Origin of the sequence: Candidatus Methylomirabilis limnetica, from assembly GCF_003044035.1 — a bacterium.
Taxonomy (GTDB): Bacteria; Methylomirabilota; Methylomirabilia; order Methylomirabilales; family Methylomirabilaceae; genus Methylomirabilis; species Methylomirabilis limnetica.
This window is the reverse complement of sequence record NZ_NVQC01000023.1, coordinates 22,685-48,015: the sequence shown is the minus strand read 5'-3', so window position 1 is coordinate 48,015 and position 25,331 is coordinate 22,685. Positions and strand designations below refer to the sequence as shown.

21 protein-coding genes are annotated in these 25,331 nt (G+C 56.9%); 1 reads left to right on the top strand and 20 read right to left on the bottom strand.

The window, feature by feature from the left end:
* Nucleotides 1-58: 58 nt before the first annotated feature.
* From CLG94_RS09385 to rsmD, 15 genes are all read right to left on the bottom strand, one after another.
* Nucleotides 59-412, bottom strand: coding sequence for a hypothetical protein (locus CLG94_RS09385; RefSeq protein ID WP_107562937.1), 354 nt, complete (start codon nt 410-412; stop codon nt 59-61).
* The gene (locus CLG94_RS09380; protein WP_107562935.1) at nt 409-2,997 is read right to left on the bottom strand and encodes a DEAD/DEAH box helicase; all 2,589 of its coding nucleotides are present in this window, start codon (nt 2,995-2,997) and stop codon (nt 409-411) included. The genes CLG94_RS09385 and CLG94_RS09380 overlap by 4 nt, the downstream gene beginning before the upstream one ends.
* Entirely contained in the window at nt 2,994-5,516 is a 2,523-nt protein-coding gene (locus CLG94_RS09375) for a site-specific DNA-methyltransferase (RefSeq protein WP_107562933.1), read from the bottom strand. Before CLG94_RS09375 ends, CLG94_RS09380 begins: the two co-directional genes overlap by 4 nt.
* Nucleotides 5,517-5,574: 58 nt before the next feature.
* Nucleotides 5,575-5,814: a hypothetical protein gene (locus CLG94_RS13125; protein WP_161954119.1), complete on the bottom strand. Its 240-nt coding sequence runs from the start codon at nt 5,812-5,814 to the stop codon at nt 5,575-5,577.
* Between the two features lie 316 nt (nt 5,815-6,130).
* Entirely contained in the window at nt 6,131-6,550 is a 420-nt protein-coding gene (locus CLG94_RS09370; protein ID WP_107562931.1) for a cupin domain-containing protein, read from the bottom strand.
* A 27-nt stretch (nt 6,551-6,577) separates the two neighbouring features.
* A complete protein-coding gene (locus CLG94_RS09365; RefSeq protein ID WP_107562929.1) occupies nt 6,578-8,524 on the bottom strand; it encodes a class I SAM-dependent methyltransferase in 1,947 nt (648 codons plus the stop codon).
* 11 nt (nt 8,525-8,535) lie between these two features.
* Nucleotides 8,536-9,537 (bottom strand): ABC transporter substrate-binding protein, encoded by a 1,002-nt coding sequence (locus tag CLG94_RS09360; protein WP_107562927.1) that lies wholly within the window; start codon nt 9,535-9,537, stop codon nt 8,536-8,538.
* Between the two features lie 11 nt (nt 9,538-9,548).
* Entirely contained in the window at nt 9,549-10,307 is a 759-nt protein-coding gene (locus tag CLG94_RS09355) for an ABC transporter permease (RefSeq protein ID WP_107562925.1), read from the bottom strand.
* Nucleotides 10,304-11,224: an ABC transporter ATP-binding protein gene (locus CLG94_RS09350; RefSeq protein WP_107562923.1), complete on the bottom strand. Its 921-nt coding sequence runs from the start codon at nt 11,222-11,224 to the stop codon at nt 10,304-10,306. The genes CLG94_RS09355 and CLG94_RS09350 overlap by 4 nt, the downstream gene beginning before the upstream one ends.
* A gap of 1,009 nt (nt 11,225-12,233) precedes the next feature.
* Complete coding sequence (locus CLG94_RS09340) at nt 12,234-13,430, bottom strand: SDH family Clp fold serine proteinase (RefSeq protein ID WP_107562919.1); 1,197 nt, start codon at nt 13,428-13,430, stop codon at nt 12,234-12,236.
* Between the two features lie 144 nt (nt 13,431-13,574).
* Entirely contained in the window at nt 13,575-13,838 is a 264-nt protein-coding gene (locus CLG94_RS09335) for a hypothetical protein (protein WP_107562918.1), read from the bottom strand.
* Between the two features lie 303 nt (nt 13,839-14,141).
* Nucleotides 14,142-15,458, bottom strand: coding sequence for a tRNA (N6-isopentenyl adenosine(37)-C2)-methylthiotransferase MiaB (gene miaB / locus CLG94_RS09330; protein ID WP_107562916.1), 1,317 nt, complete (start codon nt 15,456-15,458; stop codon nt 14,142-14,144).
* 105 nt (nt 15,459-15,563) lie between these two features.
* Nucleotides 15,564-16,766, bottom strand: a complete 1,203-nt coding sequence (locus CLG94_RS09325; RefSeq protein WP_107562914.1) for a pyridoxal phosphate-dependent aminotransferase — start codon at nt 16,764-16,766, stop codon at nt 15,564-15,566.
* The gene (gene coaD, locus CLG94_RS09320) at nt 16,763-17,275 is read right to left on the bottom strand and encodes a pantetheine-phosphate adenylyltransferase (RefSeq protein ID WP_107562912.1); all 513 of its coding nucleotides are present in this window, start codon (nt 17,273-17,275) and stop codon (nt 16,763-16,765) included. The genes CLG94_RS09325 and coaD overlap by 4 nt, the downstream gene beginning before the upstream one ends.
* Nucleotides 17,272-17,829: a 16S rRNA (guanine(966)-N(2))-methyltransferase RsmD gene (rsmD, locus tag CLG94_RS09315; RefSeq protein WP_107562910.1), complete on the bottom strand. Its 558-nt coding sequence runs from the start codon at nt 17,827-17,829 to the stop codon at nt 17,272-17,274. Before rsmD ends, coaD begins: the two co-directional genes overlap by 4 nt.
* Before the next feature lie 116 nt (nt 17,830-17,945).
* On the opposite strand from rsmD, the gene rpmB reads away from it, so the two are divergent.
* Nucleotides 17,946-18,170, top strand: a complete 225-nt coding sequence (gene rpmB / locus CLG94_RS09310) for a 50S ribosomal protein L28 (protein ID WP_107562908.1) — start codon at nt 17,946-17,948, stop codon at nt 18,168-18,170.
* On the opposite strand, the gene CLG94_RS09305 is transcribed toward rpmB, so the two are convergent.
* The 5 genes from CLG94_RS09305 to CLG94_RS09285 all read right to left on the bottom strand — a co-directional run bounded on the left by CLG94_RS09305 (nt 18,167) and on the right by CLG94_RS09285 (nt 25,322).
* Entirely contained in the window at nt 18,167-20,305 is a 2,139-nt protein-coding gene (locus tag CLG94_RS09305) for a RelA/SpoT family protein (RefSeq protein WP_107562907.1), read from the bottom strand. The genes rpmB and CLG94_RS09305 overlap by 4 nt on opposite strands.
* A 461-nt stretch (nt 20,306-20,766) precedes the next feature.
* The gene (locus CLG94_RS09300) at nt 20,767-21,432 is read right to left on the bottom strand and encodes an L-threonylcarbamoyladenylate synthase (protein WP_107562905.1); all 666 of its coding nucleotides are present in this window, start codon (nt 21,430-21,432) and stop codon (nt 20,767-20,769) included.
* 216 nt (nt 21,433-21,648) lie between these two features.
* Nucleotides 21,649-22,353 (bottom strand): ABC transporter ATP-binding protein, encoded by a 705-nt coding sequence (locus CLG94_RS09295; protein WP_107562904.1) that lies wholly within the window; start codon nt 22,351-22,353, stop codon nt 21,649-21,651.
* Nucleotides 22,346-24,427 carry an ABC transporter permease subunit gene (locus tag CLG94_RS13625; protein ID WP_239993194.1) on the bottom strand — a complete coding sequence of 694 codons (2,082 nt, stop codon included), beginning with the start codon at nt 24,425-24,427 and terminating at the stop codon, nt 22,346-22,348. Before CLG94_RS13625 ends, CLG94_RS09295 begins: the two co-directional genes overlap by 8 nt.
* On the bottom strand, nt 24,420-25,322 hold the full coding sequence (locus CLG94_RS09285) for a branched-chain amino acid ABC transporter permease (protein WP_107562902.1): 903 nt from the start codon (nt 25,320-25,322) through the stop codon (nt 24,420-24,422). Before CLG94_RS09285 ends, CLG94_RS13625 begins: the two co-directional genes overlap by 8 nt.
* Nucleotides 25,323-25,331 lie beyond the last annotated feature (9 nt).

Genomic DNA, 25,331 nt, shown 5'->3' with positions numbered 1-25,331 from the left:
AAACCGCCTGGTAGATCATCCCACTGCACGTACTTCCTTTCGTTCTGCTCGCGCGTGCTCATTCGTCCTCACTTCCGGCATCGCGGCCGAGGCGGTATTTGATGCCGTAGTTCAGGATGAAATCCAACTCCTCCGCCGTGAACCGGTAGTGCCCCTCTGTGTCAACATGGGTGAGACACTCGCCTCCCCTGAGTTTCGAGTAGAGGGCGAGATAGGAAACGGGTAGCGTATAGGTAGAGTGGAAGTGGAAATGGGGACCACAGCGAAGGAGGTAGAGGTGCTGGAGAAGGTCACCAGACGGCGATATACGGGTGAGGAGAAGCGCCGGATCCTGCGAGAGGCGGACGCTTGCACCCCGCCGGGGGAGGTCGGCTAGACCGCGGTAGCGCTGAGCGACCGCTGCTGCGCTCATGCGTCCAACTCTTGCATTAACCCAGACCGCCAGCCGGCGTAGCTCTGGTTGCGGACGTGCTCGAAGAAGTTGGTGTAGTCCTCCGGTGAAAGGAAATAGAAGTGGTAGCGCCACGGTTCGCCCGATTCCTTCAACCGCTCGCTCAGCGTCTCGAAGTGCTTCAGTCCGTCTCGGCACTTGGCTCGATTTCGATTGGAGTCATCTCCTTCCGCCTTAATCTCGACGACCACAATGTCGTGCCGAGCGCTCAGCTTGATGAAGAAGTCCGGGTTAAAGTTCTCGTTCGCCACGTGGGTCTTGGCGGCTTTGGCAGGTTTGTAGGAATACGGGAACGCGTACCCGCCCATGTTCGGCATCTTCGCGAACGCGTCAAACAAGCCGGCGTTCTCGAATAGCAAATCGGAGAACTTCCTCTCCGGCTCGTGGGTGACGTAGTGAACATTCCACGGCAACTTGAACTTACCCACGTCAACATTATGGATTTTGGAGCTAATGGCCTTTGCCTGGTCGGACACTCCGTCAGGATAGTCCGCGTACAGTTTACGGAACTGCTGATACTGCTCCCATAGATGCAGTTCCTGACCGCCATACGGAGGAGACTCTTCCCTCACAGTCCATATCGAACCGTGCTCCTTGAGCATGCTTTCGGAGAAGGATTGCCGAGGCACCACAGTCAGGTCCACGAGCACTACGTCTTTCGCTGTCTGGCTCATGCGCGGATGCTCCTTGTCGAGTTCTCGGAACATCGGCGAGAAACTGTGCTGTAGCAAAAGGTAGTTCTGCCTGCTAAGGAAGGTCGCGTCCTGCCCAGCGCCGCTCAGCCGACTGACGATGAACTCTTTAAGCCGCTTCTTGGGCCAGGCAGCCGCAATCTTCTCGTCCTTCTCCCGGAGGAACAGGCGCATGAGCTTCGCCGCATCCTCAATCTCAAAGAGATCGTGATGTTGTATCTCTACTGCCAGCGTTCCGGTCTCCGAGAACGTCGAATACTCCGTTGTTTTCCGATCCTGGGGAAGGAAGGTCACGTCCGGCGGCCGCGCCTGCTCACGCTTCGCTTCCACGCCTCTCTGCTCCGGCTCGTAAGTCAGGTTGTGTAGCGGGAAGACATACTTGCGCCGACGCGGGTCGTATCCCCACGAGAGCGTGTTCTCCACTTCCAGCACTTCCTTGAGCAAGTTGCCGACTTCCTCCGACCACGCCTCGTGGTTATTGATCGTCAGCAGGGGCTCCTTGGATAACCCCGGCGGCACCCGCAACCCGCGGCCCAGCACCTGCGCGATGAGCAGCTTGGACGAAAACGCACGCGATTCGTGTGGCACCACCTGGAAGACATTTTTCACATCCCAGCCTTCCGTGAGCATGCTTACCGAGACGATCCACTCCACCGGACTGCCGGCATCATCCACCTGTTTCAGCGAAGCCAAGTTCTCCTTCCGGCGCTTCTCCGGTGAATCCTTGTCGTCTCGTGGGGCATAGGCTGCTTCGACTCGGGGCTTGGCGTCGCCACTGGACGGCACACCCGAGGTCACCCAAATCGCCTTCCTCTCCGCCACCTCGCGGCTGATCCCCTCCTTGGTAGCGAGGAAGTCCACCAGTTCGCGCCACACCTCCACGCACCGCGCGATCTCCTGAGTAACGACGATGGAGATGGGCTTCACTTCCTTGCCGTAGTCCTTCCTGTTTTTCTGGTGGATCGCGTAGGTCTTCTGCCAATCCTGCGCCGAGTAGGTGTCCTCCAGCTTGTAGTTCGGCTTCTTCACGACCTTGTCGGCAATGGCCTGCTTCAGCCCGTAACGAAACACCACGTCCGGAAAGTAATCGTCGTCCACGTAAGGCGTGCCCGTGACGTTTACGATCTGTCGAAAGCCGAAATCAGCGTGCTGGAGAAACTTCATCCACTCCTTCAACCTGCGGTCTGGCGGACTGAACAAGTGATGCGCCTCGTCGTTCAGCACAAGCGTCCGCGCACCCTGCCCCCGGAAGCTGTCCCGGATGGACGAGCCGGTGTTCTCGTAAACCGCGTGGATGTTCTCCACACAGATGTCACCGGACTGAATCGTCTCGTTGCCACGCTTGATGCCGGGGATCGCCACCGCAGCGCCCAGCTCCTTCATAATCCCGGATAACTCGCCGTTGCCGGCCAGCGCGATGAACTTCTCCAGCAATCCCTCCTCGATCGTCAACGACGGGCAGAGCACGAGCACCCGCTCCGCTAGACCTTCGGCGAGCGCAATCGCCGCCAACGCATACATCACGAAGCTCTTGCCCGTGCCCGTGGCCAGATCCAGCGAGACCGATTTCCTGTCTCGCAGCGGCATCTTGGCGAGGTAGGCGTCCACGCTCTCGTGCCGCTGGCGGATGGCCTCGCGGGCGTTCCAGTTTTCTCGCGCGAGCCGCTCGAGGCCCGGATACTTATCGGACACGAGCAACCGAAGCGACTCCCGCACGGCGTCGCGCTGGAAGGAATAGTGATCCGCGCAGAGCAGGTTCAGGAATGCGTCGTACTTGTGGACCACCGCCTCGGTGGCTTCGCGTGTGTCCTCTGCCTTCAGCACCTGGTCAGCGATACGCAGATGGAGGCTCATTTTGTTTTCTTCCGTTTCTTGGCAACCTTCTTATCAGACCGTGGGCGCTTGCCTTCAAAGTCGGTCTTCGACAGCAGCAACGTCTTCTCGTTCCCGTAGCGGTCGCAGAGGATCACCATCATCTGCTTACCCGTGAATTCCGGCTCCGCGATGCGCAGCTCCAGCCGTTCGGCCTTCTCCAGCCCGCCCGCCGCCTTGAGCACGTCCTCACCCCAGAACACCCGGCTCAACTTGAATACATCCCCGTCGTAGTCCAGGTCCACCAGCGCCATTGAGAACGTCTCAAAGTTCTGGAAATCCTCCGGGTCAGTCGCGAGCGTCTGGGCGCGGAACTCGGAGAGTTCCAGCAGGTAGTCGGCGAACAGCTCTCCCGGTCGGCTCTCCTTCTTCGCCTTCCACGCCACCTGCGGCTGCGAGATGAAGTCGAATCCCACCGCGTCAATCACCTCGTTTACATCCTCCTCCCTTGCAGGCTGTTTGAGAGCGGCCGGCACCTTGCGCTCGATGAGCCGGAGCAGGACCGACAGCGGCACTTTGAGAAAGACATACGTCGTCTCGCCCCGCGTCACCTCGTCCTCTGCGAACGCCATCGCCACGACCGGGGCGATGATGTAGAAACGCTCGCCTGGTTTGCCTCGCACCGTCCTGTGCAGGTCGTCCACGTAGCCGTAATCCAGCGTGAATGCCTTGTGGTCTGGATAATTCCAGAGAAGGGCGGAATGCGTGTTGATGTAACCGTCGAGGTGGAACCCGTACCGTGCGTGCTGGTGCTCGCGAACGCCAAAGAGCTTCAGGACAAACGGCTGGTAATCTGTCCACGGCAGTGCCTTGATGGTCGCCATGTCATAGACGCCCGCTCGGTAAAGGGCGAACTCCTTCGCGGGTAAAGGACGTTCCTTGTCCGGCTTGTCCTTGGGCGCGATGACTGAGAGGCGGAACTCGATCCCGTCCACCTTGATGCACTTGGCACCGTGTCCGTCCTCCGGTTCTTTCAGGCGGCCCGCAGGGATTTCCAGCTTATCCTCCGGGCAGACCAACGACAGCGTCGCATCCTTCTTTACGAGGTCATGTTTCTTCGCGAGAGCGGCGAGATCATGGAGCAGGTCCAACGTCACCTGGCACTCGCCCTTGCGGGCCTTCTCGGTGATGAGCAGGACGCCGGGTGCGCCCTTGAGGTGCTCTGCCCAATCCTCCACCCGTTCCGGTTCGGCGCGGTCGTCCTTCTTCGCCGCTCCGATGGCGGTTGTGAGAGAGAACAGCCGCTTCTGCGTGGTGTAAATGGCTAGTTTCCCGCAATCCATCGCGATCCAACGCCGGCCTAGTTTTTCTGCAACAGCCGGGGTTGTGCCGCTGCCCGCGAAGCAGTCGAGGACGATGTCGCCTTCGTTGGAGGAGGCGGAAACAATGCGCCGGAGAAGTTCCTCGGGCTTCTGCGTGGGGTAGTTAGTTTTCTCGGCTGTCTGCGCCTGAATCGGACTGATGCCGAACCAAACATCAGGGACCGGTTTGTTTCCAAGCGTGTCCCTCAGGTATTGTTTTGGCTGAATTCTCCCGTCCTTCTTCAGTGGGAAGTGCAGCAACCCTTCAGCATCCATTTGAACCATTCGTGCGAGTGCCACTTTCCACCCGTTGGCCGGTGGCCGATAGCCCTTATAGTTGTAGGTCAAGTTCGGTCGTGGATGGGGGCTAGCGAAGTTGCCTAAACGATAACGTTGCCAGTTCTCAGGTGGAGATTCGCCTCGGCGCAGTTTGACCCAACGCTTCTTATCCAGCGACTCGGCATATACGAAGAACTTTTCAATATAGTCCTTCGACTGCTCCATTTTTGGCGCATTCCAGATGCATTCATCTCCTTTCTTGTAGAAGAAAAGAATGTCGTGGACGTTGCCGTATCGGCCAGGGTCGTTGTGTGAAGCCGTTCTCTGCCAGACGATTTCATTGATGAAGTTTTCCTCGCCGAAACATTCATCCAGCACCGCTTTGAGATAGTGGCTCTTCTTTGTGTCCAGATGGACGTAGATGCTGCCGTCGTCGGCGAGGAGTTCGCGGAGGAGGATGAGCCGGCGGCGAAGGAACTCGATGAACTGTGCGCCAAGGACCTTGTCGCGGTAGGCCTTCTCCTTGTCCTTCATGAAATCCTGCCGCGTCGCAAACGGCGGGTCGATGTAGATGAGCTTGATCTTGCCCCGCGTGCAGAAGCGATTCGGCCCCTGCTGGTCCGAGAGCAGTTCCCGCAGCGCGAGCAGGTTGTCGCCCCACACGAGCAGATTCCGCCAGCCGTCCTCATGCGGTCGCTCCGCGCAAAACTCCCGCACCAGTTGCCACGGTGCGGCAGGTGTCTGCGCCAGCACTTCCTCACGCTTGAGCTTGCCGTCATAGACCAGCCGGTATTCCTTGCCGGTTTCCTGCGCGCGATGGCCGCTGGGGAACAGCCGATACCGCCACTGCTCCGGCAGCGGATGGCCCGTGCTGAGAAGTCGGATGATCTCGCTCTTCTCGGATTCAGTCAGAGACACCATGGGTTTGCACCGTCCTCATATTGGTCTTGATCTTCGCGGCCATGAGCTTGTGCCGTCGCTAGAGGAGAGCGTCGCAGTCCGGCACCACGTATGTGAGCAGCGGCCCGGGGAAGCGATTCATGGCGGCCTCATTCTCTTTCTCGCCCAGCAGATGGCCCGCCGATGCAGTCCACCAGGCCGGCTCGGTGGGAACAAACTTTAGTGGGTCGTGCAGGCGCATAACGAGGCTGTAGAAAAACCCCGAAAAACGCGAGTTTCGAGACCTCGGCAACAGGCCACGAGTTTTCTTGCTGCCCAATGGTGCCGAGCCTGTGGCCCTCTCTGAGCCGCGAGAGGCCGCGATCGTACCGACGTTGGAAAGGGGTCAGATTTCGGACGATCGTTGCTCATATCGCGTCCTATTGCGAGTGCTCTTCGCGAGGAGGTTTTTCTACAGCCTCAACGATTTAGTTCACCTGCATTTGGGAGCGTTGCGAAAAAATGGTAGGTGGAAAGATTTGTTAGGCCCTTCACTGATCGTTTCTGCTCGCTCACTTGTCAAATATCGCCCATCTCCACCCAGCCCAGCGCAATGACGCTGTGCTTCAGGAGGAGGTTATCCGCGTCCCCCGTCTTCAAAGGGATTTCTCGCTCTTGCTCGCCATGTCTTGCTCACACCTCTCCACGTTTTCGCTGCTGGGGTCTCCCCCGGCATTGCCAGACTGCACCCACTCGTGATCAGTTCTAACGAAGACCAAAGACAAACAACCCGATTCAGTTGACCAAGAGCAGGATTCGCCTGCTCCGATCAAGACATGGTCGCCAGAGCCTATCCTTTCACCATTGACGGTCATGTCGCCTTCCAAAATGAAGATGTCCCATGCTGCACTGGATCGCTGCGGGGCGACGCATTGGCCGGGATAGTAGCGGGACAGCAACGTTCTCCCTTGGCCAATCTTGCGGCCCTCCCACAACTCCACTTTGTAAGCCTTGGGATCAAACGTGGACTGTTGCCAGCGAGCATCTCTATCTGCAACACGTGTTATTGTCGGCATGAGGCCCCCTTTCGTTCCTGCTGATATTCAGGTCTTCGGATCCCACTGTACATATCGTTCAGCATCAAGAACCTTCCACCATAGCTTCCCTTGGTAAGCGTCATACCCCGGCTTCTTCATCAGGACATAGACCATCCACATGTAGCCGGATTCGTGGAACTCAACGCGCTGAATGACCTGAAGTGCGTTGTTGCGCAGATGGCGCTCGAACTCCGCAATGTCTTCGGGACCACCGAGACTTGAAAACGCCGTAACGAGTAATCCGGCAGGGGTAAGTAGCTTGGTCTGGGCCGCAACCCAGAACAGTGCTTGATGAAGGCGATGATCGAGATCGAGAAACCGAAGGTCCTTTTCCGTGCGCTTCCGCGCGTGAACAAATGGAAGATCCCCTGTGACCAAATCGAAACCAGCAAAGTCACCTTCAATGGCAACCCTCTGGTTGCTGTCGTCTTCGAACCATGCGTCCGTAACCTCACCCTCCTTGTTCGCGGTGAAACGGAGAGTCCAGGGATTGACTTTGATCCGCGGGTCTGACGTGGTGTTCAACCGGAGGACCCTTTGCGCGTACGGACATGAATCAATCGCTGTGATTGTGTAGTCAGTGCGTTTAAAGCGGGCCTGCAAGATCGCTCCCGTTGCAAGTGCGAGCACCCCAGTACCAGACCCGATATCAAGAATCTTCTTCACTTTCTTACCCCAGCAATCGGGGTCGTCTGGATCGCCCGTGGTGATGAGTTTGTCAAGAAGCCACACTGTGAACTTCGTCGAGTTCCCGACTACCGGTGAGAAGGTCTCGGGCAACACGCGAAGCGGGCCAACGAGTTTGTTGTAGTAGCCTGGGATGATGTGCGGCCCGATTGCGTCGTGCGAGTCTGAAACCTTGCTCGTATGACTCGGTATGTACGGGATTCTTCCCTTTGATTCCACATACATGCGAAACACCTCGCGGAACGTCTTAACTACGTAAGGGTCGCTGCTGTAGAAGCCTTTGACCCCCCGCCTCTGTTCTCTTTCCAGAACCTCCCGGCCAGCAAAGGAAACAACGACTTCCATGACATCTTTGCTATCAACGAGGACTACCTGAAACGGAATGTTGATGGTATGCGTCTTGACGTGAAATCGGTCTTTCTTGTCTACGTCGGTTGACCAATTAGCGAAGTCATTGGCGACCAATCCAGACCGATCCCATATCGAACCGAATATGGTCTGAAACTCAGCATCCGCTTTCACGGCATCGTCGGACTTCAACTGGTCTTCGGATTGAATGGTGTATGTGGCCAACGCGGAGATGAAGTCTCGAAGTGCGTTGACCCCTGAGAACGGTTCGACAGGAAGGTGGCAAATGTCGAACTCAATGTCCTTGTGTGCCACAAGTTTCTCCACGATGTCCCGAAACTCAAGGCCCCACTCGGACTGCTTGCTTCCGGGAGAGCGCGACTTTTCGTTCCCACAGTAGTCCAACGCAGGCGAGCAGAGGAGCATGCACACATTGTAATGAGTTTTGCCTGGTCCATGGTCCCCTTCATCGTTGAGTCGGTACAACATTGTGAGGATTGCATCGTAGATGGACCGGTTGTCAAAGAACTCAATCATCGATTGGGATGGCTGGAAGTTGTCAAGAATGCGTATTCGTTCCTTTTGCGATGACCGCAAGCGAAGGGCGTCCTCCCACTTCCGGTGCGGCATTGACGCCAGAAACGTGATGACCACAACAAGGGTATTCCACATCAGTGTGAATGGGCCTGTGTCCTCGTTGAAACGCTGCCACGAGAAGAGTTTCTGGGTACTGCCGGGTACTGCCGGTTGAACGGCTAGATAGAAAAGCCAACCAATGAAGATGACGACATATCCAGCCACGATTACCAATGCAACCGTCTTGGGCCTCGCCATCCAACTTGCAGCGCTTCGGTAGCGATCAGCAAACGAGCGCTTGATACGTGACCGCACAATTGCCCGCTGTTCTTGATTTGCCATGTCTTGCCTCGCTACTTCGCGGCAATGATGTTGACGAAGGCTTTCTTGACATCTGTTGTCGGGTCCAATTTAGCGTAGTCCACCAGAATCGTGGCTGTCTCGTTCCATCGACCGGTTGACATAACGCCAATGGCTTCGGCCCCACCATCAGCCACTAAGAATGGTACGGTCGCTTGCCAAACGGCGCCTTCGTTGTCCGCCTTGAGCGTGCTCCCTGTTTGAGAAACGAGGTGTTCTACGGCAACGGATGTATGTTGGATGGCCCAGCGTTGGCTCTCAACGACTGCGGACATGAACTGCCGAACAAGTTCAGGCCGTTCCTGAAGCGTCTTCTCGGTAGTTATAACGACATCCCCGTAAGGATTGATGCCGTGTTCCTTGGCTGTGATAATCGAGAGTGCGATGCCTTTGCGTTGAAGCGTAACAACCTGATCCATTCTGTATGCCACAGAAACGTCAACCTTGTCTTCAATGAAGGGAATGAGGTTAAACGTGTATGGCACTTCCTTGATGTTCTGCACGTTGAACTTGGCAACGAGCGCCCGATATTCAACTTCGGCGTTACTGCCGTAACTGACCTCGACTGTCTTTCCTGCCCAGTCTGCGGGTGTTCGCACTCCTTTTGCTTCCTTGGCGATGAAGCAGATTGGTGATTCCTTGAAAAGGACGCCGATAGCCACGACAGGGATTCCTTTCGCTCGCCCGAGGAGCACTTCATCCGCGCCAGCGACTCCAAACAGATCCGTTCCAGCCGCTACGAGTTTGACCGAGTTGTTGTCGGGTCCACCCGGATTGATGGTCAGGTCGATGCCGTGTTGTTTGAAGATCCCTTCTTCCTTGCCGGCAAACCAGCCCGTCATGGTTCCGGCGAAAAACCACTTCATACGGACTGAGACCTTGGTGATTTCCGGGGTCGTGCCTGGGCCGGTTGTGCCCTTTCGCCCTTTGATGGCGACAAAGCCAAGGATGACCGCGACAACAACTACGATACCGATGACTACCTGCTTTTTCATGCTTACCTCCGTTAACCTGCTTCCCCGATTTTGCCTCGTCCCCACGGAATGACCAATCGTTCTATCAGCGCGACGCTGTAGAAGAAGAGAATCCCCAGTAGGGACGAGAGAAGTATCCCGACGAACATATCCACCGTCTCAAGACGGTGCGACGAAATCATGATGAAGAAACCCAACCCGCGGTCCGCGCCGGAGAACTCCCCCACAATGGCGCCGATGACAGCGAGGGTCGAAGATATACGGAGGGCAGCGAACAGATATGGCAGGGACGACGGAACCCGGAGTTTGAAGAATACCTGCCGGCGACTGGCGGACATGGAGTCGAAGAGGTCGAAGGCTTCCGCGTCCACATTGCGGAGTCCCTTTGTCGTGTTCACTACGACTGGGAAGAATGAAATAATGGCCGACACGATTACTTTCGGCAGGATGCCGTTGCCGAACCAGACAATGAGAAGCGGTGCGATTGCCACGATGGGAACGGTTTTGAGGGCGATGGCATAGGGATACACGCCCATTTCCATTGTGCGGGAGTGAACAAACGCGACCGCCAGCAGGATTCCGAATACCGTCCCGAGAGCGAAGCCGAGTGCCGATTCCATCGCGGTAATTGAAGTGTGGGCAAGAAGCACGCTATTCATGCCAACGAGGCGGTGCAAAACAATCGAGGGAGCGGGGAGAAGGTACTCGGGAACATGGAACAGTTTGACCACTCCTTCCCATACGGCGAGAACCAGAACGATGAAGGCCACGGCTGGAAGAACGCGCCTCATGTTGCGGTCTCCTCGCGCGTGAAAACGTCCCGGACCCTTCTGACGTGTGCCAGAAATTCCGGAGAAAGGAGGGTGTCGTCCGTCCTTTCTTCCGGAAGACCAATTGGAAGCACTTCGCGAATCGTGGACGGCCGCTTGCTCAGAACAAGAACGCGGTCCGCCAGCAGTGCGGCTTCGGTCAGATTGTGGGTTACGAAGAGGATCGTCTGTTTCTTCAGCCGGTGAATGCGCAGAAGCTCGAAGTTCAGGCGCTCGCGTGTGACCTCGTCTAGGCTGCCAAAGGGTTCGTCCATCAGGAGGATGCGTGGTTCCTGTACAAGTGCCCTGGCGAGATTAACGCGTTGCTGCATTCCGCCGGAAAGTTGGGCGGACATGGAGCAACTGAAGTCGCCAATGCCGACCATGGACAGCATCGCGTCGATTTGCTGGGAGTCGGGCGTTTCGGATTCGTGCGTGATTTCCAGGGGAAGCGCAACGTTCTGGCGAACCGTGCGCCAGGGCAACAAGACGGGGTTCTGAAATGTGAAGGCGAACGTACGCTGGCGCTTCGCTTCCAGAGGGGCCATATCGAAGACGCGCAGTGAACCGGTGATGACAACGTCGTCTTCTTCTTGAACGAGAAGGCCGGCAACCACCCGGAGCAGTGTTGTCTTGCCGCATCCGCTGGGGCCGACAATCGTAATAAACTCGCCAGGGCGAATGGAAAGCGAGACATCTTGAAGCACTTGGAGGAGCGGCTTACCCTTGGGTCCGCGGTATGCAAGGCAGAACTGCCGGAACTGAATGGCGAGGGGTTCGCCAGTCTGACCCGTTGACTCCTTCCTGTTCTGCTCGCTGTTCATGTCGTTACTCCGAGGCGGCGTGAGGGAGTCGCGTTCGAAGCGCTTGATGAGTTGTTCGCGTTGTGCAGGTGCCATGGTCTGTGCATTCCCAGTGGTTCGTCGGTCGGCCTAATCGGGATAGGGGGAGGCCTCACGGCCTCCCCCCTCCCACACCACCGTACATACGGATCACGTATACGGCGGTTCGGCAGATTCAGTCAGGGTGGTATGCGCACCCCAACCGGAGCGTCTTCTCCCAGTGCACCAGCCGCAAGTTCATCCCAGATGCCGGACGCAAGCCCAACACCTCGCCGGATGCTATCTCACCGCTCCACGCCAGGCAACGACTCCTCTCTCTTCATCCCTTGCAGGAACTGTTTGGGCCTTCGGTGGGGTGAGTCCTCCAGGGTCCTCCGGACAACCGGTCCCGGCTCGTTGCCTCCACCTCCTCTGCCCTCTGCTGACTTCTGCCTGCCGTTCAGGTCGGGTCTCCCCGTCCTCAGTCCGCTCCTGCGGACAGCAGGCAGGTCTCTCAGGATACGACACAGAATGTTTGGCGCGCAGACGCCGGATGTATAACGCACACCCCGTTGCGGATGGAGGACTTCGCGGTCACGTGCCAGTTCCTCCCGGGTGGTCCCACACCTCGTATCCGGTTCCTGTTCGTCGCCCCGCGCTCTTGGATTGGGCTTCCTCCAGACCCCACCTCACGGTGACGCCCTTGCCCTTCTCCTAGCCTTCGGCTCCGCGAGAACCTGGCGCGGGGACTTGCACCTCGCTCGCTCTGTGTCATGCCTGGCACACATGCCAAGGATGAGCGGCGCGGTTCACAGCGCCCGCTCGATCCGTTGGTTGGAGGATTTATGGTTTATATTCATCTCTCTTGGCTAAAAGAAATTCTGAAGTATCTTTTAAAACGCGAAGAAACTCCTGCTCTCTTGAGTCGTCATGTGGTCGACGATAGGGCCTCGTGTCACAGTGCTAGGGAGAGAGACCGTGACGTGAAGATTCTCATTCCAGCGACCAGCAAGAGCACTGAGGTCATTGTGCTCCTGATTCTCAAGAGACATGGATGAAACACTCCAAGAATTTTGTTCGTTCATGATCATGCCTCCTTCACCCACCCAGAATTAAGCGAGACGTGCTCAAATCCTATCTGAGGGAGCGATTTCATTAATTCATTTATCGCATTCTGTACTGCCGTGTTCAATATCTGTTGCATGGTGGCATTTGCCATCTGCTGAACAAGAGCCTGAATTTGCTGGGGATTCATGTTGGGTTGCAAATTCGGCAGATTTATGACAGGAAACTGGATATTGGTCAAGTTTAAGTTGATCGTGGGTGGAACTTGGCGCAGGCGTTTGACTCTGATTGACTTGCGGCACACATCCAAGCGGTCAGCACTCTCGATACAGGCAAGATTCAAGTTGTCCCATGTGTTCTCCTCTAGGTTGTTAGCAACCAAGTGTTCCTCTGGATTGAAAGGATTTTCTAATTGGAACATGTCCCTGTATTCAAGATAGAGGCTCCACAGATCGTTCTCCAAGGTCGCGTCTTCAGCATTCCTGACCTGTTTCAGACCAAGATATTTTATTGCCTCAGTACGGTTGATCGTGTGGCTGTGAGAGTAAACTTCCGAAGAAAGTTTCCGGATGATCTCATGGTTCTCTTCTTCAGAAAAAGGTTTCGCTCTTGTGTTTAACAGTCGAAGACCCACAAGCTTTGTTTCCTCAAGAAGTCGGCTCACCGCGCCAAGGGCAAGTGGGTGGACTTTGTTTGTCAGTTGCTCGAATCCCTTCATTTTCTCGTCTGCGCGCTCACAACCAAATCTGTCAAGTAGGGAGAAATATCCTGTTACATCTTCCACTGAAACCGGCAGACGATTTCTAGTGTCTCCTTCAGTCGGATTATACGGACCGGTCGTCATTGTGGCGTCGATTGGTCCCAGCTCTGCCTTTTTTGTCATCAGAATCTCATCTGCACCAAGCGAGATGACTGTCGCTGCGCTGTGCGCGCGATACGGTATGAGCACGCTGAAGGATCCTTCATGGCAATATTCTCTGAACATTGAGACCAATGTCCAAGGAACGTCGCTAGCACCGCCTCGACTGTAGATAAACAAGTCCAGTTTTGCGCGTGCTTCTTCCTTGAGCATCAAGATATGGTCGTGGATAATCGAGACCACATCATGACTGATCATGACCTGAAGGTTCGCACGATCACTCGTGATGTACGTAATGACTTTGGAATCTCTTTTCTTCTCAATGTCTTGAATGATTTGCTTTCTCTTGTCTCTTGACATGGCATCTCCTCTTCCAGTGCATTTCAATCATTTCCAGCCTAACGCTTCGGTCAGCGGCTGGAGCACGAACAACGTGAGCACCCGGTCTGCTGTAGCGCGAAGTTGGGCGGTCGCTGCTTTGCGTCGACCGCACATGCCTCCCCGTCACAGCAAGAGCTGTGTAAGTGCAGGCAAGAACGGCGCGAAGACAGTGACGTGGTCAGCCGCCAAGGCAATGAAGTCCTTGTACCGCTCCGAGAAGCTGCAAGTACCCGCAGACACTTGCATCGCGTCTACAGTTTCACGAAGCCGCTGCTGCAATGCATGATCGGATATGGACCCATCCAGGTTCTTGCGCAGTGCCTCGAAGAGCGCCGACGTCTCGACGTTAACGATGTTCGTCGAGGAATCTGACGACTGGATGTTCACTCGGGTATTTGGACCGAGCAGGACCGGCGTCGGCTCCGGCAGATCCTGAGCGATTACCCGCGCCAGTTCCTATACCCGTACCGCAATCGTCTGTTCATCGAAGAGAACCCGATGTTTAAGCACTCTTACCTGATCCTTTTTCGCAGGATTCAACAGCTACAAGAGCCTGTCCTGCATACCCCCGTTCACCCTTCGACGCGCTCAGGGCGAACGGCATGGGCATGGAAAACATTAACTTTTTCCCGTTCGTGCTGAGCCTGTCGAAGCACAAGAAGACATTTACAGGACAAGCTCACAAGTGTGCTACAGGCAAACCATCTCGCCTTGCAAGTACAGGGCACTGGCCCATGTGATCGCTACAGAAACAACGCTACCGTCCTCCACCCCTTCACCTGAAAAATGGACAATTTTATTCTGCCTGGTCCGACCGGAATGGCGAACCGAGTCACCCTTGGCATCCTCGCGATTCACAAGTACCTCTACTGTTCGACCGAGGTACGCGCGGTTGCGCTCAAGTGACAGCCGGTTCATGAGCACAAGCGCTTGCTCCAACCGACGGCCCCTAACCTCCTCGGAGAGCTGATCGGGCATCTCCTCCGCCTCTGTGTGGGGTCTCGGCGAATACTTGAAAATGAAGGCGCCGTCGTAGCCGACCTCCTGCATCAGGTCCAGGGTTGCCTGAAAGTCCTCTTCCGTCTCACCGGGAAACCCGACAATAATGTCCGTCGTGATAGCGATCTCGGGTGCCTTGGCCCGTAGCAGTGCGACCTTCTCCAGGTACTCATCCCGATCATGGCCGCGCTTCATTCGATGAAGGATCCGATCAGAACCCGACTGAACAGGCAGATGGATCTGTTCACACAGACTCGGGAGTTCTGCGAGCGCCGCTGCCAACTCGTCGGTAACGTCGCTGGGGTGTGGGCTCGTAAATCGAACCCGCATGTGACCGTCCACGAGGTGATCGATCCGGCGGAGCAGTTCCACAAAGCTGATCGGAGGTGTCAGTTTCCTCCCATAGGAGTTGACTGTTTGACCCAAGAGCGTGACCTCGCGGTACCCTTGTCGCTTGAGCCCACGGATCTCCTCCACGATCTCCTCAGGGGGTCGGCTGCGCTCGCGGCCTCGAGTGAAAGGGACCACGCAAAAGGTGCAGAAGCGATCGCACCCCTCCATAATGCTGACCCAGGCCCTGATACTGTTTTGACGTTGCACCGGCGCGTCCACAGGGTAGGAGTAGCCGGGCGCTCTCGCCGTCGCAAGCCCCCTCGCAGTCCCGGCTTGAAGTAACGGCGCAATGGCCGTGAGCTGTCCAGGTCCGACCACAAAGTCCAGGTACGGAAATCGTTTGAGAAGCGCCTGCCCTTCCTGCTGAGCGACACACCCGCAGATGCCAATTTTCAGTCCTGCCCGCTGCCGTTTCAGTACCTGAAAGGTCCCGAGGCGGCTGTAGACCTTATGCTCCGCCTTCTCACGAATAGCACAGGTATTGAGAAGAATCAGGTCGGCATCTTCCTCACGCTCGGTGAGGGTATACCCCTCGCGGAGAAGCAGCCCAGTGATCCGCTCCGAATCAAGTTCGTTGGCCTGACAGCCAAAGGTGATCAACTTCAGCTTGGGCATGGTAAACCTCGTGCGGCGTACAGCGTGCGAGCGTGCGGCGTTCTGAGAAGGGATGGAAGCTTACGCACCACGCAGTACGCAATAACGCAATAAACGCAATGATCGTCAGCCACGAAGTGCGCCAAGGGCTCGCTCTATCCGCTCTGCTCCCTTTCTAATGCTATCCATCGATGTCGCGTACGACAGGCGAAGATGCGCATCGCTTCCGAATTCGCTCCCTGGGACCGTTACGACATTGGCTGTCTGCAAAAGGTGGGCTGCCATCTCGGCGGAGTTTCGAATAGGGACGCCGTTCACTACAGCTCCGTAGAAGCTGGAGACATTGGGAAACAGATAGAACGCGCCTTCAGGGTTCGTGCATGTGATTCCGGAAATGGTATTCAGCCGACTCAGGAGATACCTCCGACGTCGATCGAATTCAATGACCATGGTGAGCAGATCATTCTGCGGGCCGAGTAAGGCGGCCACCGCGGCTTTTTGCGCGATCGAGGTGGGATTCGACGTGACCTGACTTTGGATAGTGCCCATCGCCTTGATGATGTCCGCCGGACCTGCCGCGTACCCGATCCGCCAACCGGTCATGGCATACGCCTTTGAGACGGTATTTACAAGAATCGTTCGCCGCTTCACCTCCTCGCCGAGCGAGGCGATGCTCATGTGGGTATGCCCGCTGTAAGTCATAGATTCGTACGCCTCATCCGAAATCACCAATAGGTCTCGCTCCACCGCCAGCGCGGCGATCGCCCGTAGCTGTTCCGGCGGGATCATGGCGCCGGTCGGATTGCATGGGCTGTTAAGCAGAATCGCCTTGGTTTTTGGCGTAATGGCGGGTTCCACCGCCGCACGGGTCAGGTGGAAACCATCTTCTTCCCGCGTCTGCACGATGACCGGTCGCGCATCGACGAGTTGGATCTGTTCGGTGTAGGTGACCCAGTAGGGCGCCGGGACTATCACCTCGTCCCCAGACTCAAACAGTACCTCGGCGATGTTGAATAGCGAATGTTTCGAACCGCACGAGACGATCACCTCTGCAGGGGTATAGGAGAGGCCATTATCGCGCTTCAGCTTGGTGACGATCGCCTTCTTCAACTCGTCGATGCCGGAGGCGGCCGTGTATCGTGTGAACCCCTCCCGAATAGCGACAATTGCCGCTTCCTTGACGTGGTCCGGCGTCTCGAAATCCGGTTCCCCGAGCCCGAGGTCCACAACATCAATTCCGTCCGCCTTCATCTGCTTAGCGACAGCAGCAATGGCGAGGGTGGCAGAGGGACTGGCATTCCTTGCGCGACTTGACAGATTCACCGTCATTCTCCTTGTCTCCGTTCTCCTGCTTCCCGCAGGGCGATTCGCTCTTTGAGCATCTTTGAGACCATTGGTCTCACAAATTGGGAGACATCTCCCCCAAGTAGGGCGATCTCTTTTACTAGTCGAGAGCTGAGGTAAGAATACTGCTCGTGGGGCATAAGGAATACCGTTTCGATCTCTTCGTTGAGCTTCCGATTCATCAGCGCCATCTGGAATTCGTATTCGAAGTCGGAAAGGGCGCGGAGACCACGGATGACAACTCGCGCTCTCCTGCGATGCATATAATCCACCAGAAGACCGTCAAAGGATTCGACAGAGACACCGCGCATAGTCCGGACGGCGTCCCTAATGATCCGCTGACGCTCCGCAAGGCTGAAAAGCGCGGATTTGTCTGGATTTGTACTCACCGAGATGACAAGGTGAGGAAAGAGGCGGTGGGCTCGCCTGGCGATATCGATGTGTCCAAAGGTAAACGGATCGAAGGTCCCGGCGTAGATAGCCAGCGTCGTCACATTGCCTCCCGTCGATAGAGCTGAAGAGCTGCGGCGCCATGCCGGACTTCACGAATAAGCGCCAGCCCAGCAGGGGCTTGGATAGGGGTGTCCTTTGTAGATCGTTCCAGAATCACAATACCGGTCGGTGCAAGCAGCCCTGTGGATGCTATCATAGAGAGCGCCGCCTCTGCGTCAGTTCGCTGGTAGGGCGGATCTAGAAAGATCAGATCGAATTGTCGTGCGGCACAGGCCGTCCGGCGCAGGAATCTGAGAACCTCCATCGGGACAACCTCGACCTGCTCACGGAATCCAGACGTTTCGATGTTCCGGCGTAGCATCGCAAGGGCCAACCGATCGCACTCAACGAATACCGCCCCGGCGGCGCCACGGCTCAAGGCCTCGATCCCCACGGCTCCGGTCCCGGCGTACAAGTCCAGAAAGGTTCTGCCCTCCACCTGCTGTGCCAGCACATTGAACAGAACCTCGCGGAGATAATCCGAGGTTGGCCTCGTTTCTCTTCCACGAGGAGCCTGAATCCGTCGCCCTTTAGCGAGACCGCCGATCACCCTCATCGGTTGTACGCATCCGTCATATGCTTCTGCGCTTGATTTTGGCGGGCCGTTACCGTATACTTTCGGTTCGTTGCGAAGCGATCACATGATAGCCACAAACCATCGGAGGTCATGCCATGCCATCCACCCATCCCTCGCAGTGTGAGATATGCGGGCGAGGACCGCGAGTAAGCAGTCAGGTCAGTCATGCCCACAACGTCAGCAAGCGCCGCCAGCAGATCAACGTCGCACGTCATCACGTTGTCATGAATGGAACCCAACGCCACATGGCGGTCTGCACACGCTGCCTGCGCTCCGGCCTAGTCCAGAAGGCTGGACCACAGCAGGGATCCGTGCGCTAGCCACGAATGCGCTCTACTCCCAGCACCCCGTCGATCTGGCGAATTGCCCCCATCGCTGACTGAAGCTGCTTCAGATCGAGCACCTCAAGCGTGAAGGTGTTCAGTCCCTTGCCATCATCCGTCACGCGTATATCAGCCTGAGCGATGTTAATCTTGCTCGCGGAGATTGCCGAGCTGAGCGCGGCCAGGATCCCGGGTCGGTCCGTCCCGATCACTACGCGGATCTTGACTTGGTGGGCGGTCTTCGGTGCCGCATCCCAGGAGACCTTGATCTTTCGATCCACGTCGTACATGAGTTGATTCAGATTAGAGCAGTCCGCACTGTGAACCGAAACGCCGCGCCCACGAGTGATGAATCCGACAATCTCATCACCAGGGAGCGGGCTGCAACACATGGCGAACCGAACGAGAAAATCGTGTGATCCCAGAAGGGTCACGCCCTCGTCCGGATGCTGGCTAGCCTTTCGCTCCGGCTTCACCTCTCCTTCTTGTAGCAGCTCTTCTGCAGGTAAAAGCTTTGCTATGGCCTGGCGAGGGGAGAGCTGGCCAAATCCGACGGTGGCGAAAAACTCGTCTGGGGTTGCATAGCCATGACCGGTGAGGGCCTTCGTGACCGCACTTGGCTTGAGGATCTGAGAGAGGCTCTTGCCTAGCCGCCGAAGCTCCTTCTCCAGTAGGTCTTTCCCGAGGCTAATACTCCGGACCTTCTCCTCGTTTTTTATCCACTGCCTGATCCGTCCTCTCGCCCGCGGGGTTTTCACGAGTTTCAGCCAGTCACGGCTTGGATGGTGCTTTGAATCGCTCAGGATTTCGATGATATCGCCATGTTGCAGTTCGTATCGCAGGGGGACCAGGCGCCCATTCGCTCTGGCTCCCACGCAGGTGAGGCCGATATCGGTATGGACACCAAAGGCGAAGTCAATAGGACAAGCCCCCTTAGGGAAGCTCTTCACATCCCCTTGTGGCGTGAACACGTAGACTTCTTCAGGGAACAGGTCCACCTTCACCGTTTCCAGGAACTCCCGGCTGTCTTTCAGATCCCGCTGCCACTCCAGTAGCTGTCGAATCCAGGCAAACCCTTTATCAGCCGGGTCAAGCGCTGCCTTCCCCTCCTTGTACGCCCAATGGGCCGCAATCCCTTGCTCCGCCGTTTTGTGCATCTCACGGGTTCTAATTTGTATCTCAACCGGCTCGCCGACCGGGCCTATGACTGTCGTGTGCAGGGATTGATACATGTTCGACTTTGGCATCGCAATGAAGTCCTTGAACCGACCGGGAATAGGCTTCCACAGAGAGTGGATGACGCCCAGCGAGCCATAGCAGTCCGTGACTGATTCGGTGATCGCCCGGACCGCGGTCAGATCATAGATCTCATCAAATCCCTTTTGCTGATCGCGCATTTTTTTGTAGATGCTATAGAAATGTTTGGGACGACCTATGATCTGTGCCCGGATGCCGCCCTCGGTTAACTTCTGCTGAAGGATCCCAATGACCTCATTGATATCCTTCTCCCGCTCCTGCAGTTTCTTCGCGATCCTTGCTGCCAGATCCTGGTAGGCATCGCGTTCGAGGTGGCGGAGAGCCAGGTCTTCGAGCTCTGCCTTCATCCAGTAGATTCCGAGGCGGTGCGCGATGGGGGCGTAGATGTCGAGGGTCTCCCTGGCGATCAGCCGACGCTTCTCCTCCTTCAGCGGTTCAAGGGTTCGCATATTATGGAGCCGATCAGCCAGCTTGATCAGAATGACCCTGATATCTTTGGACATCGCCAGCACCATCTTTCGGAGACTTTCGGCCTGATGCTCGATGCGGCTTCCGAAGGGGAGCCTGCTGATCTTCGTGAGACCGTCAACGAGATCCCCGATCTCGTCACCAAAGGTCTGCTTGACCTCCTCGAGCGAGGCGTGGGTATCCTCCACGACATCGTGCAGGAGGGCGGCGGCGATACTCGCCACATCCATCTTAAGATTCAGTACAATCTCAGCCACGGCTGTCGGGTGCGACAGGTACGGCTCTCCCGAGATCCGTTCCTGGCCTTTGTGCACCCTGGCGGCAAAGTCGTACGCCCGTTGCAGCAGGGTCACATCCGCGTCAGGTGCTACTGCGCGAATGCGTTCAATGATCGGCTCGATCCCCATTGTTCCTGTACCTGGTGTTGATGATTTATTCCGCCAATCTTCCCTAACCCTTCGTACTACTCTATTTTCGCATACTTTCCTGGACGTTCCAAAAGCTTTCAGAGGGCTTCACACTCTGACGGCCAACCTGCCTTCTTCATCAGGTGCGCCTGGTGTAGTGCGTCCAACGCTTTTTTAAACATATTCCAGGCCGTCATTCCCGCGAATTCGGGAATCCAGTGCAGAAAGACTGGATTCCCCCCCGCATCAAGTACGGGGCAGGCTTGTCAAGCCCGAAATGACAACCCCAGAACAGCGATAGAAAGTTGTCATTGCGAACGAAGTGAAGCAATCTCGCATTATTGCACTGAGATTGCCGCGCACCCTGCGGGTGCTCGCAATGACGCGAAGAATAGAGTAGTTGCGAAGTCTATCGCTGTTCTTGAATGACAAACAATGTAAGGGATTTATGAAAAACTACGCTAGCATTCCAGCAGACTAAGGATTTCCTCTTGCAGGATCGGGCCCTGTCTCACGATGACGGGCGGGCTTATGGTGACATCTACGACGGTTGACGAACTCCCACCGGCGACGGGACCCTCATCCAGGACCAGGTCCACTCGATCCCCAAGCTGACGTAGCACCTCATCAGCGTCCAGGGGATCTTTGCCCCCCGAGCGGTTCGCGCTTGTTCCGGTCACGGGGCTGCCGAAGCGGCGAATCAGGGCTAGCGCAACAGCCGCATCTGGAACTCTGAGGCCGATCCGGCCGGTACCGGCGGTAAGCAGCGTGCAGGCCCCGCGAGGAGCCCACAGCACAAGGGTAAGCGGACCAGGCCAGTAGCGCTTGGCAAGCCGAACGGCCGCATCTGGAAGTTCACCGACCAGTTGGATCGCCATCATGAGATCGGCTACGAGCAGCGGGATTGGGGCCTTCCGGCTACGGCCTTTTGCTGCAAAGAGACGCTCGATGGCCAAGGGGTTCGAGGCGTCGGCTCCAAGGGCATACAGCGTGTCGGTAGGGAACGCCACCAGGCCACCCTTGCGGAGAATCGAGGCGGCTCGCGCCACCGCCCGAGATGACGGGGCCTGAGGCGTGATGGCAAGCCTTATTGCCTGAGCATTCGGTCGGTCACCTGTTCGAACCATCCGTGAAAGCTGCCCCCTTTCTTCACCCGATAGATCATATACGGCGGCTCGACCAGATCCCCCTTAGGGTCCCACCGGAGCCGGCCGAGGGCAAACGTCGCACGTCGCACATTGAACGTTGAACGTTGAACGTCTCACCTTGAACCTTGAACGTTTCACCTTGAACCTTGAACCTTGAACGTCGCACATTGAACCTTGAACCTTGAACGTCTCACACTACTCCCCAAGATAGGCGCTTCGGACCTTCTCATTTGCCATGAGGTTTTCTGCCTCATCCGTCAGCACGATCAGACCGACCTCCATGACGTACCCCCTGGCTGCGACTCGCAGGGCCATGTGTGCGTTTTGCTCGACAAGCATAATCGTGGTACCTTGCGCATTAATCTCTCGAATCACCTCGAAGATCGTCTCCACCAATTTGGGGGCCAGCCCGAGCGAGGGTTCATCCAGCAGCAGAAGCCGTGGGCGCGCCATCAGGGCACGGCCGATGGCCAGCATTTGCTGTTCCCCGCCCGAGAGGGTTCCGCTCAGTTGGGACTGGCGGTCTTTGAGCAGCGGGAAGAGCAAAAATACCCGATCAAGGTCCTGACGGATCTGCGCTGTATCAGCGCGGGTATAGGCCCCCATCTCCAGATTTTCCATTATGGTCAGTTTTGGAAAGATTCTCCGCCCCTCCGGGACCTGCGAGATACCACGCCTGACGATAGCATGTGATGGAAGATGGGTCAGGTCCTCTCCCTCGAAGATGATCCGTCCGGCGGTTGGTCTGATGATTCCGGAGATGGCCATCAATGTAGAGGATTTTCCAGCCCCGTTGGCGCCGATAAGCGTGACGATCTGACCCTCCTCTACTTCAAGGCTTACGCCCCTCAGGGCATGGATGGCGCCATAATGGGCATGCACCTCTTGCAGCCTAAGCACGTATCGACTCCTTCCCCAGATAGGCGTCAATCACTCTGGAATCCGCTCTGATCGCCTCCGGTGTGCCTTCAGCAATCTTGACCCCGTGGTCGAGAACTACCACTCGCTCAGAGATGCCCATGACCACCTTCATATGGTGCTCGATGAGCAGAACGGTGATGCCGCGTGCGCGAATCAAATAGATCAAATCCATGAGGGCGTTGGTCTCCTGGGGATTCATCCCTGCGGCCGGCTCATCCAGGAGCAATAGGGTCGGGTCGCTCGCCATCGCTCTCGCGATCTCAAGCCGACGCTGATCGCCATATGGGAGCTCGCTTGCCCACAGATCGGTCTTTTCCTCGAGACCCACGAATCGAAGCAGGTCGCGCGCCTTCGCCACCAACTCCTCTTCTTCAGTAAGTACGCCTTTCGGTCTAAAGATGGCGCCGACAACCGAGGCGTGCATCCGACAGTGGCGTCCTACCATGACGTTCTCGAGTACCGTCATATCCCGAAAAAGCCGAATGTTTTGAAAGGTGCGGGTCACCCCTTTCGCCGTGACCTGGTTCGGCCTCAGGCCAACCATGTTCTGCCCGCGATAGAGAACCTCTCCAGAAGTTGGAACACAGAGGCCGGTCACGCAATTGAAAAAGGTGGTTTTGCCGGCCCCGTTGGGGCCGATCAGGCTGACGATTTCCCCCGCCTTTACGCTCAGATCGACCATATCAAGCGCTCGGAGACCACCAAAGTCTACTGACAGCTTTCGTGTTGCAAGGAGGGTCATGCTCGCGTCTTGCGGAAACTGTAAGGCTGGACAGACTTGTCCTAACCCCGTCGAAGGGGCCTGGGGCCCGCTCACTACCGTGGCGCGAGAAACCTCCTTACGCCATAGGGGGACCGCGCGGCGACGTGCGGCGAGCAGCCCCTCCGGCCGCATCACCATCATCGCGATCATGGCAGCTCCAAACACCAGCATACGGTATTGTGCAAACTGCCGCATCAGTTCAGGCAGGATCAGCAGCATCGCCGCGCCCAGGATCACTCCTGGCACACTTCCCATCCCGCCGAGCACCACCATGCACAGGACGATGACCGATTCGAAAAACGTGAAGCTCTCCGGAGAGATAAATGTCATTTTACTCGCAAAGAAAACGCCCGCGAGTCCTGCCCAGGTCGCGCCAAGACTGAACGCGAGGAGCTTCGTCTTGACCAGGTCGATGCCCATCACCTCAGCGGCGACCTCGTCATCGCGCATCGCGGTCCAGGCGCGGCCGAGACGCGACTGATTAAGTCGATCAACCACGAAGATGGTCAGGAGAACAATCGCCAGGATCAGGTAATAGTAGTGGATCGGGTGGAAAAAGGTGAACCCGAAGAGGCTTGGACGCGGGATTTCGATGATCCCGTTGGGCCCTCCCGTGAAGCTATCCCAATTGTTCAGAACGATACGGATTATCTCACCGAACCCCAGGGTCGTAATAGCCAGGTAGTCTCCCCGCAGACGCAGGGCCGGGACGCCGAGGAGGACGCCGAAGATGGCCGCCAAGGTCGCTCCGAGCGGCAGGACCTCCCAGAACGAGAGGCCGACTCGGGTTGCGAGAAGGCCGTAGGCATAGGCGCCTACCGCATAAAACGCGATGTAGCCAAGATTCAGAAGTCCGGCCAGGCCCACGACGATGTTGAGCCCGAGCGCCAGCGTCACATAGATCCCTACCTGGGTCAGCACATCGATGTGATACCGGTTCAGACCAAGAGGGATCACGACCGCGCACGCCAGGGCCAAGGCGTAGAGTGGGCGACGATCGACCCGCTGGGCAAGGTTACGGATTGTAGCCCCACCGGCCTCCATCATGCGATCCATCCACACTGGCGATGCTCTCCGCCACTGGGACACGAGCCACTGCATGAGGCCGAGCAATACCGCGACGCCGGAAACCATGAGGGGGCGTTCCAGCCCAAAATAAGGGGCCTCTATCTCCATCATGAGAGGCAGCGACAGAAGCCCCAGCCAGAGGCTGATCAGGACGATTCTCAGCAAAGGGCGTCGGTACAATAGAGCGGAACGGGATGGGGCTCGCATGTTCAGCCTAGACACGCTTTGAGCTATCCTCGCCTAAGAGGCCACTGGGACGGAAGATCAGCACGAGGACCAGGATGGCAAACGCAAACACGTCTTTGTACTCGCTGGAGATATAGCCCGCCCCAAGGCTTTCGATGAGACCTAACAGCACCCCGCCGATCATCGCGCCCGGAATGCTGCCGATCCCGCCCAGGACGGCGGCAGTAAAGGCTTTGATACCGGCCATGTAGCCGATATAGAAATTAATCAGGCCATAGTACATCCCGACCATGACCCCGGCCACTGCCGCGAGCGCCGAGCCAATGAGAAAGGTCACACTGATCACTTGGTTCACATCGATGCCGACCAGGCTGGCCATCTGCTGATCCTGAGCGGTTGCACGCATCGCCTTGCCGATCTTTGTTCGACGCACCAGCAGGTGAAGCGCGAACATCATGAGGACCGAGGTGGCCATGATGAAGAGCTGGATCGCGCTGATCCTGCCACCCGGAAGGTCTATCCCGCCCTGGATGAACAGCTCAGGGAATCCTTTATCCCTGGGTCCCTGCGCCAGCATCACGAAGTTCTGGAGAAAGATAGAGACCCCCAGGGCGCTGATGAGGGGAGACAGACGCGGGGCAGTGCGCAGAGGTCTGTAGGCCAGCCGTTCAATGGTGACGCCGTACGCGCCGCAGAAGAGGATCGCCACAATCATCATCAGCAGGAGGGTGACGCCGGAGTCAGGGGATGTCAGGTGGAGGGCGGTCAGGAGGCTGAAGGTGACGATCCCCATGTAGGCGCCCAACATGTAGATTTCACCGTGGGCGAAGTTGATCAGCCCAATGATCCCGTAGACCATGGTGTAGCCTAACGCGATCAATGCATAGACACTACCGAGCGTCAGCCCGTTCACCAGCTGTTGAAGCAGCATCTCCGCTCA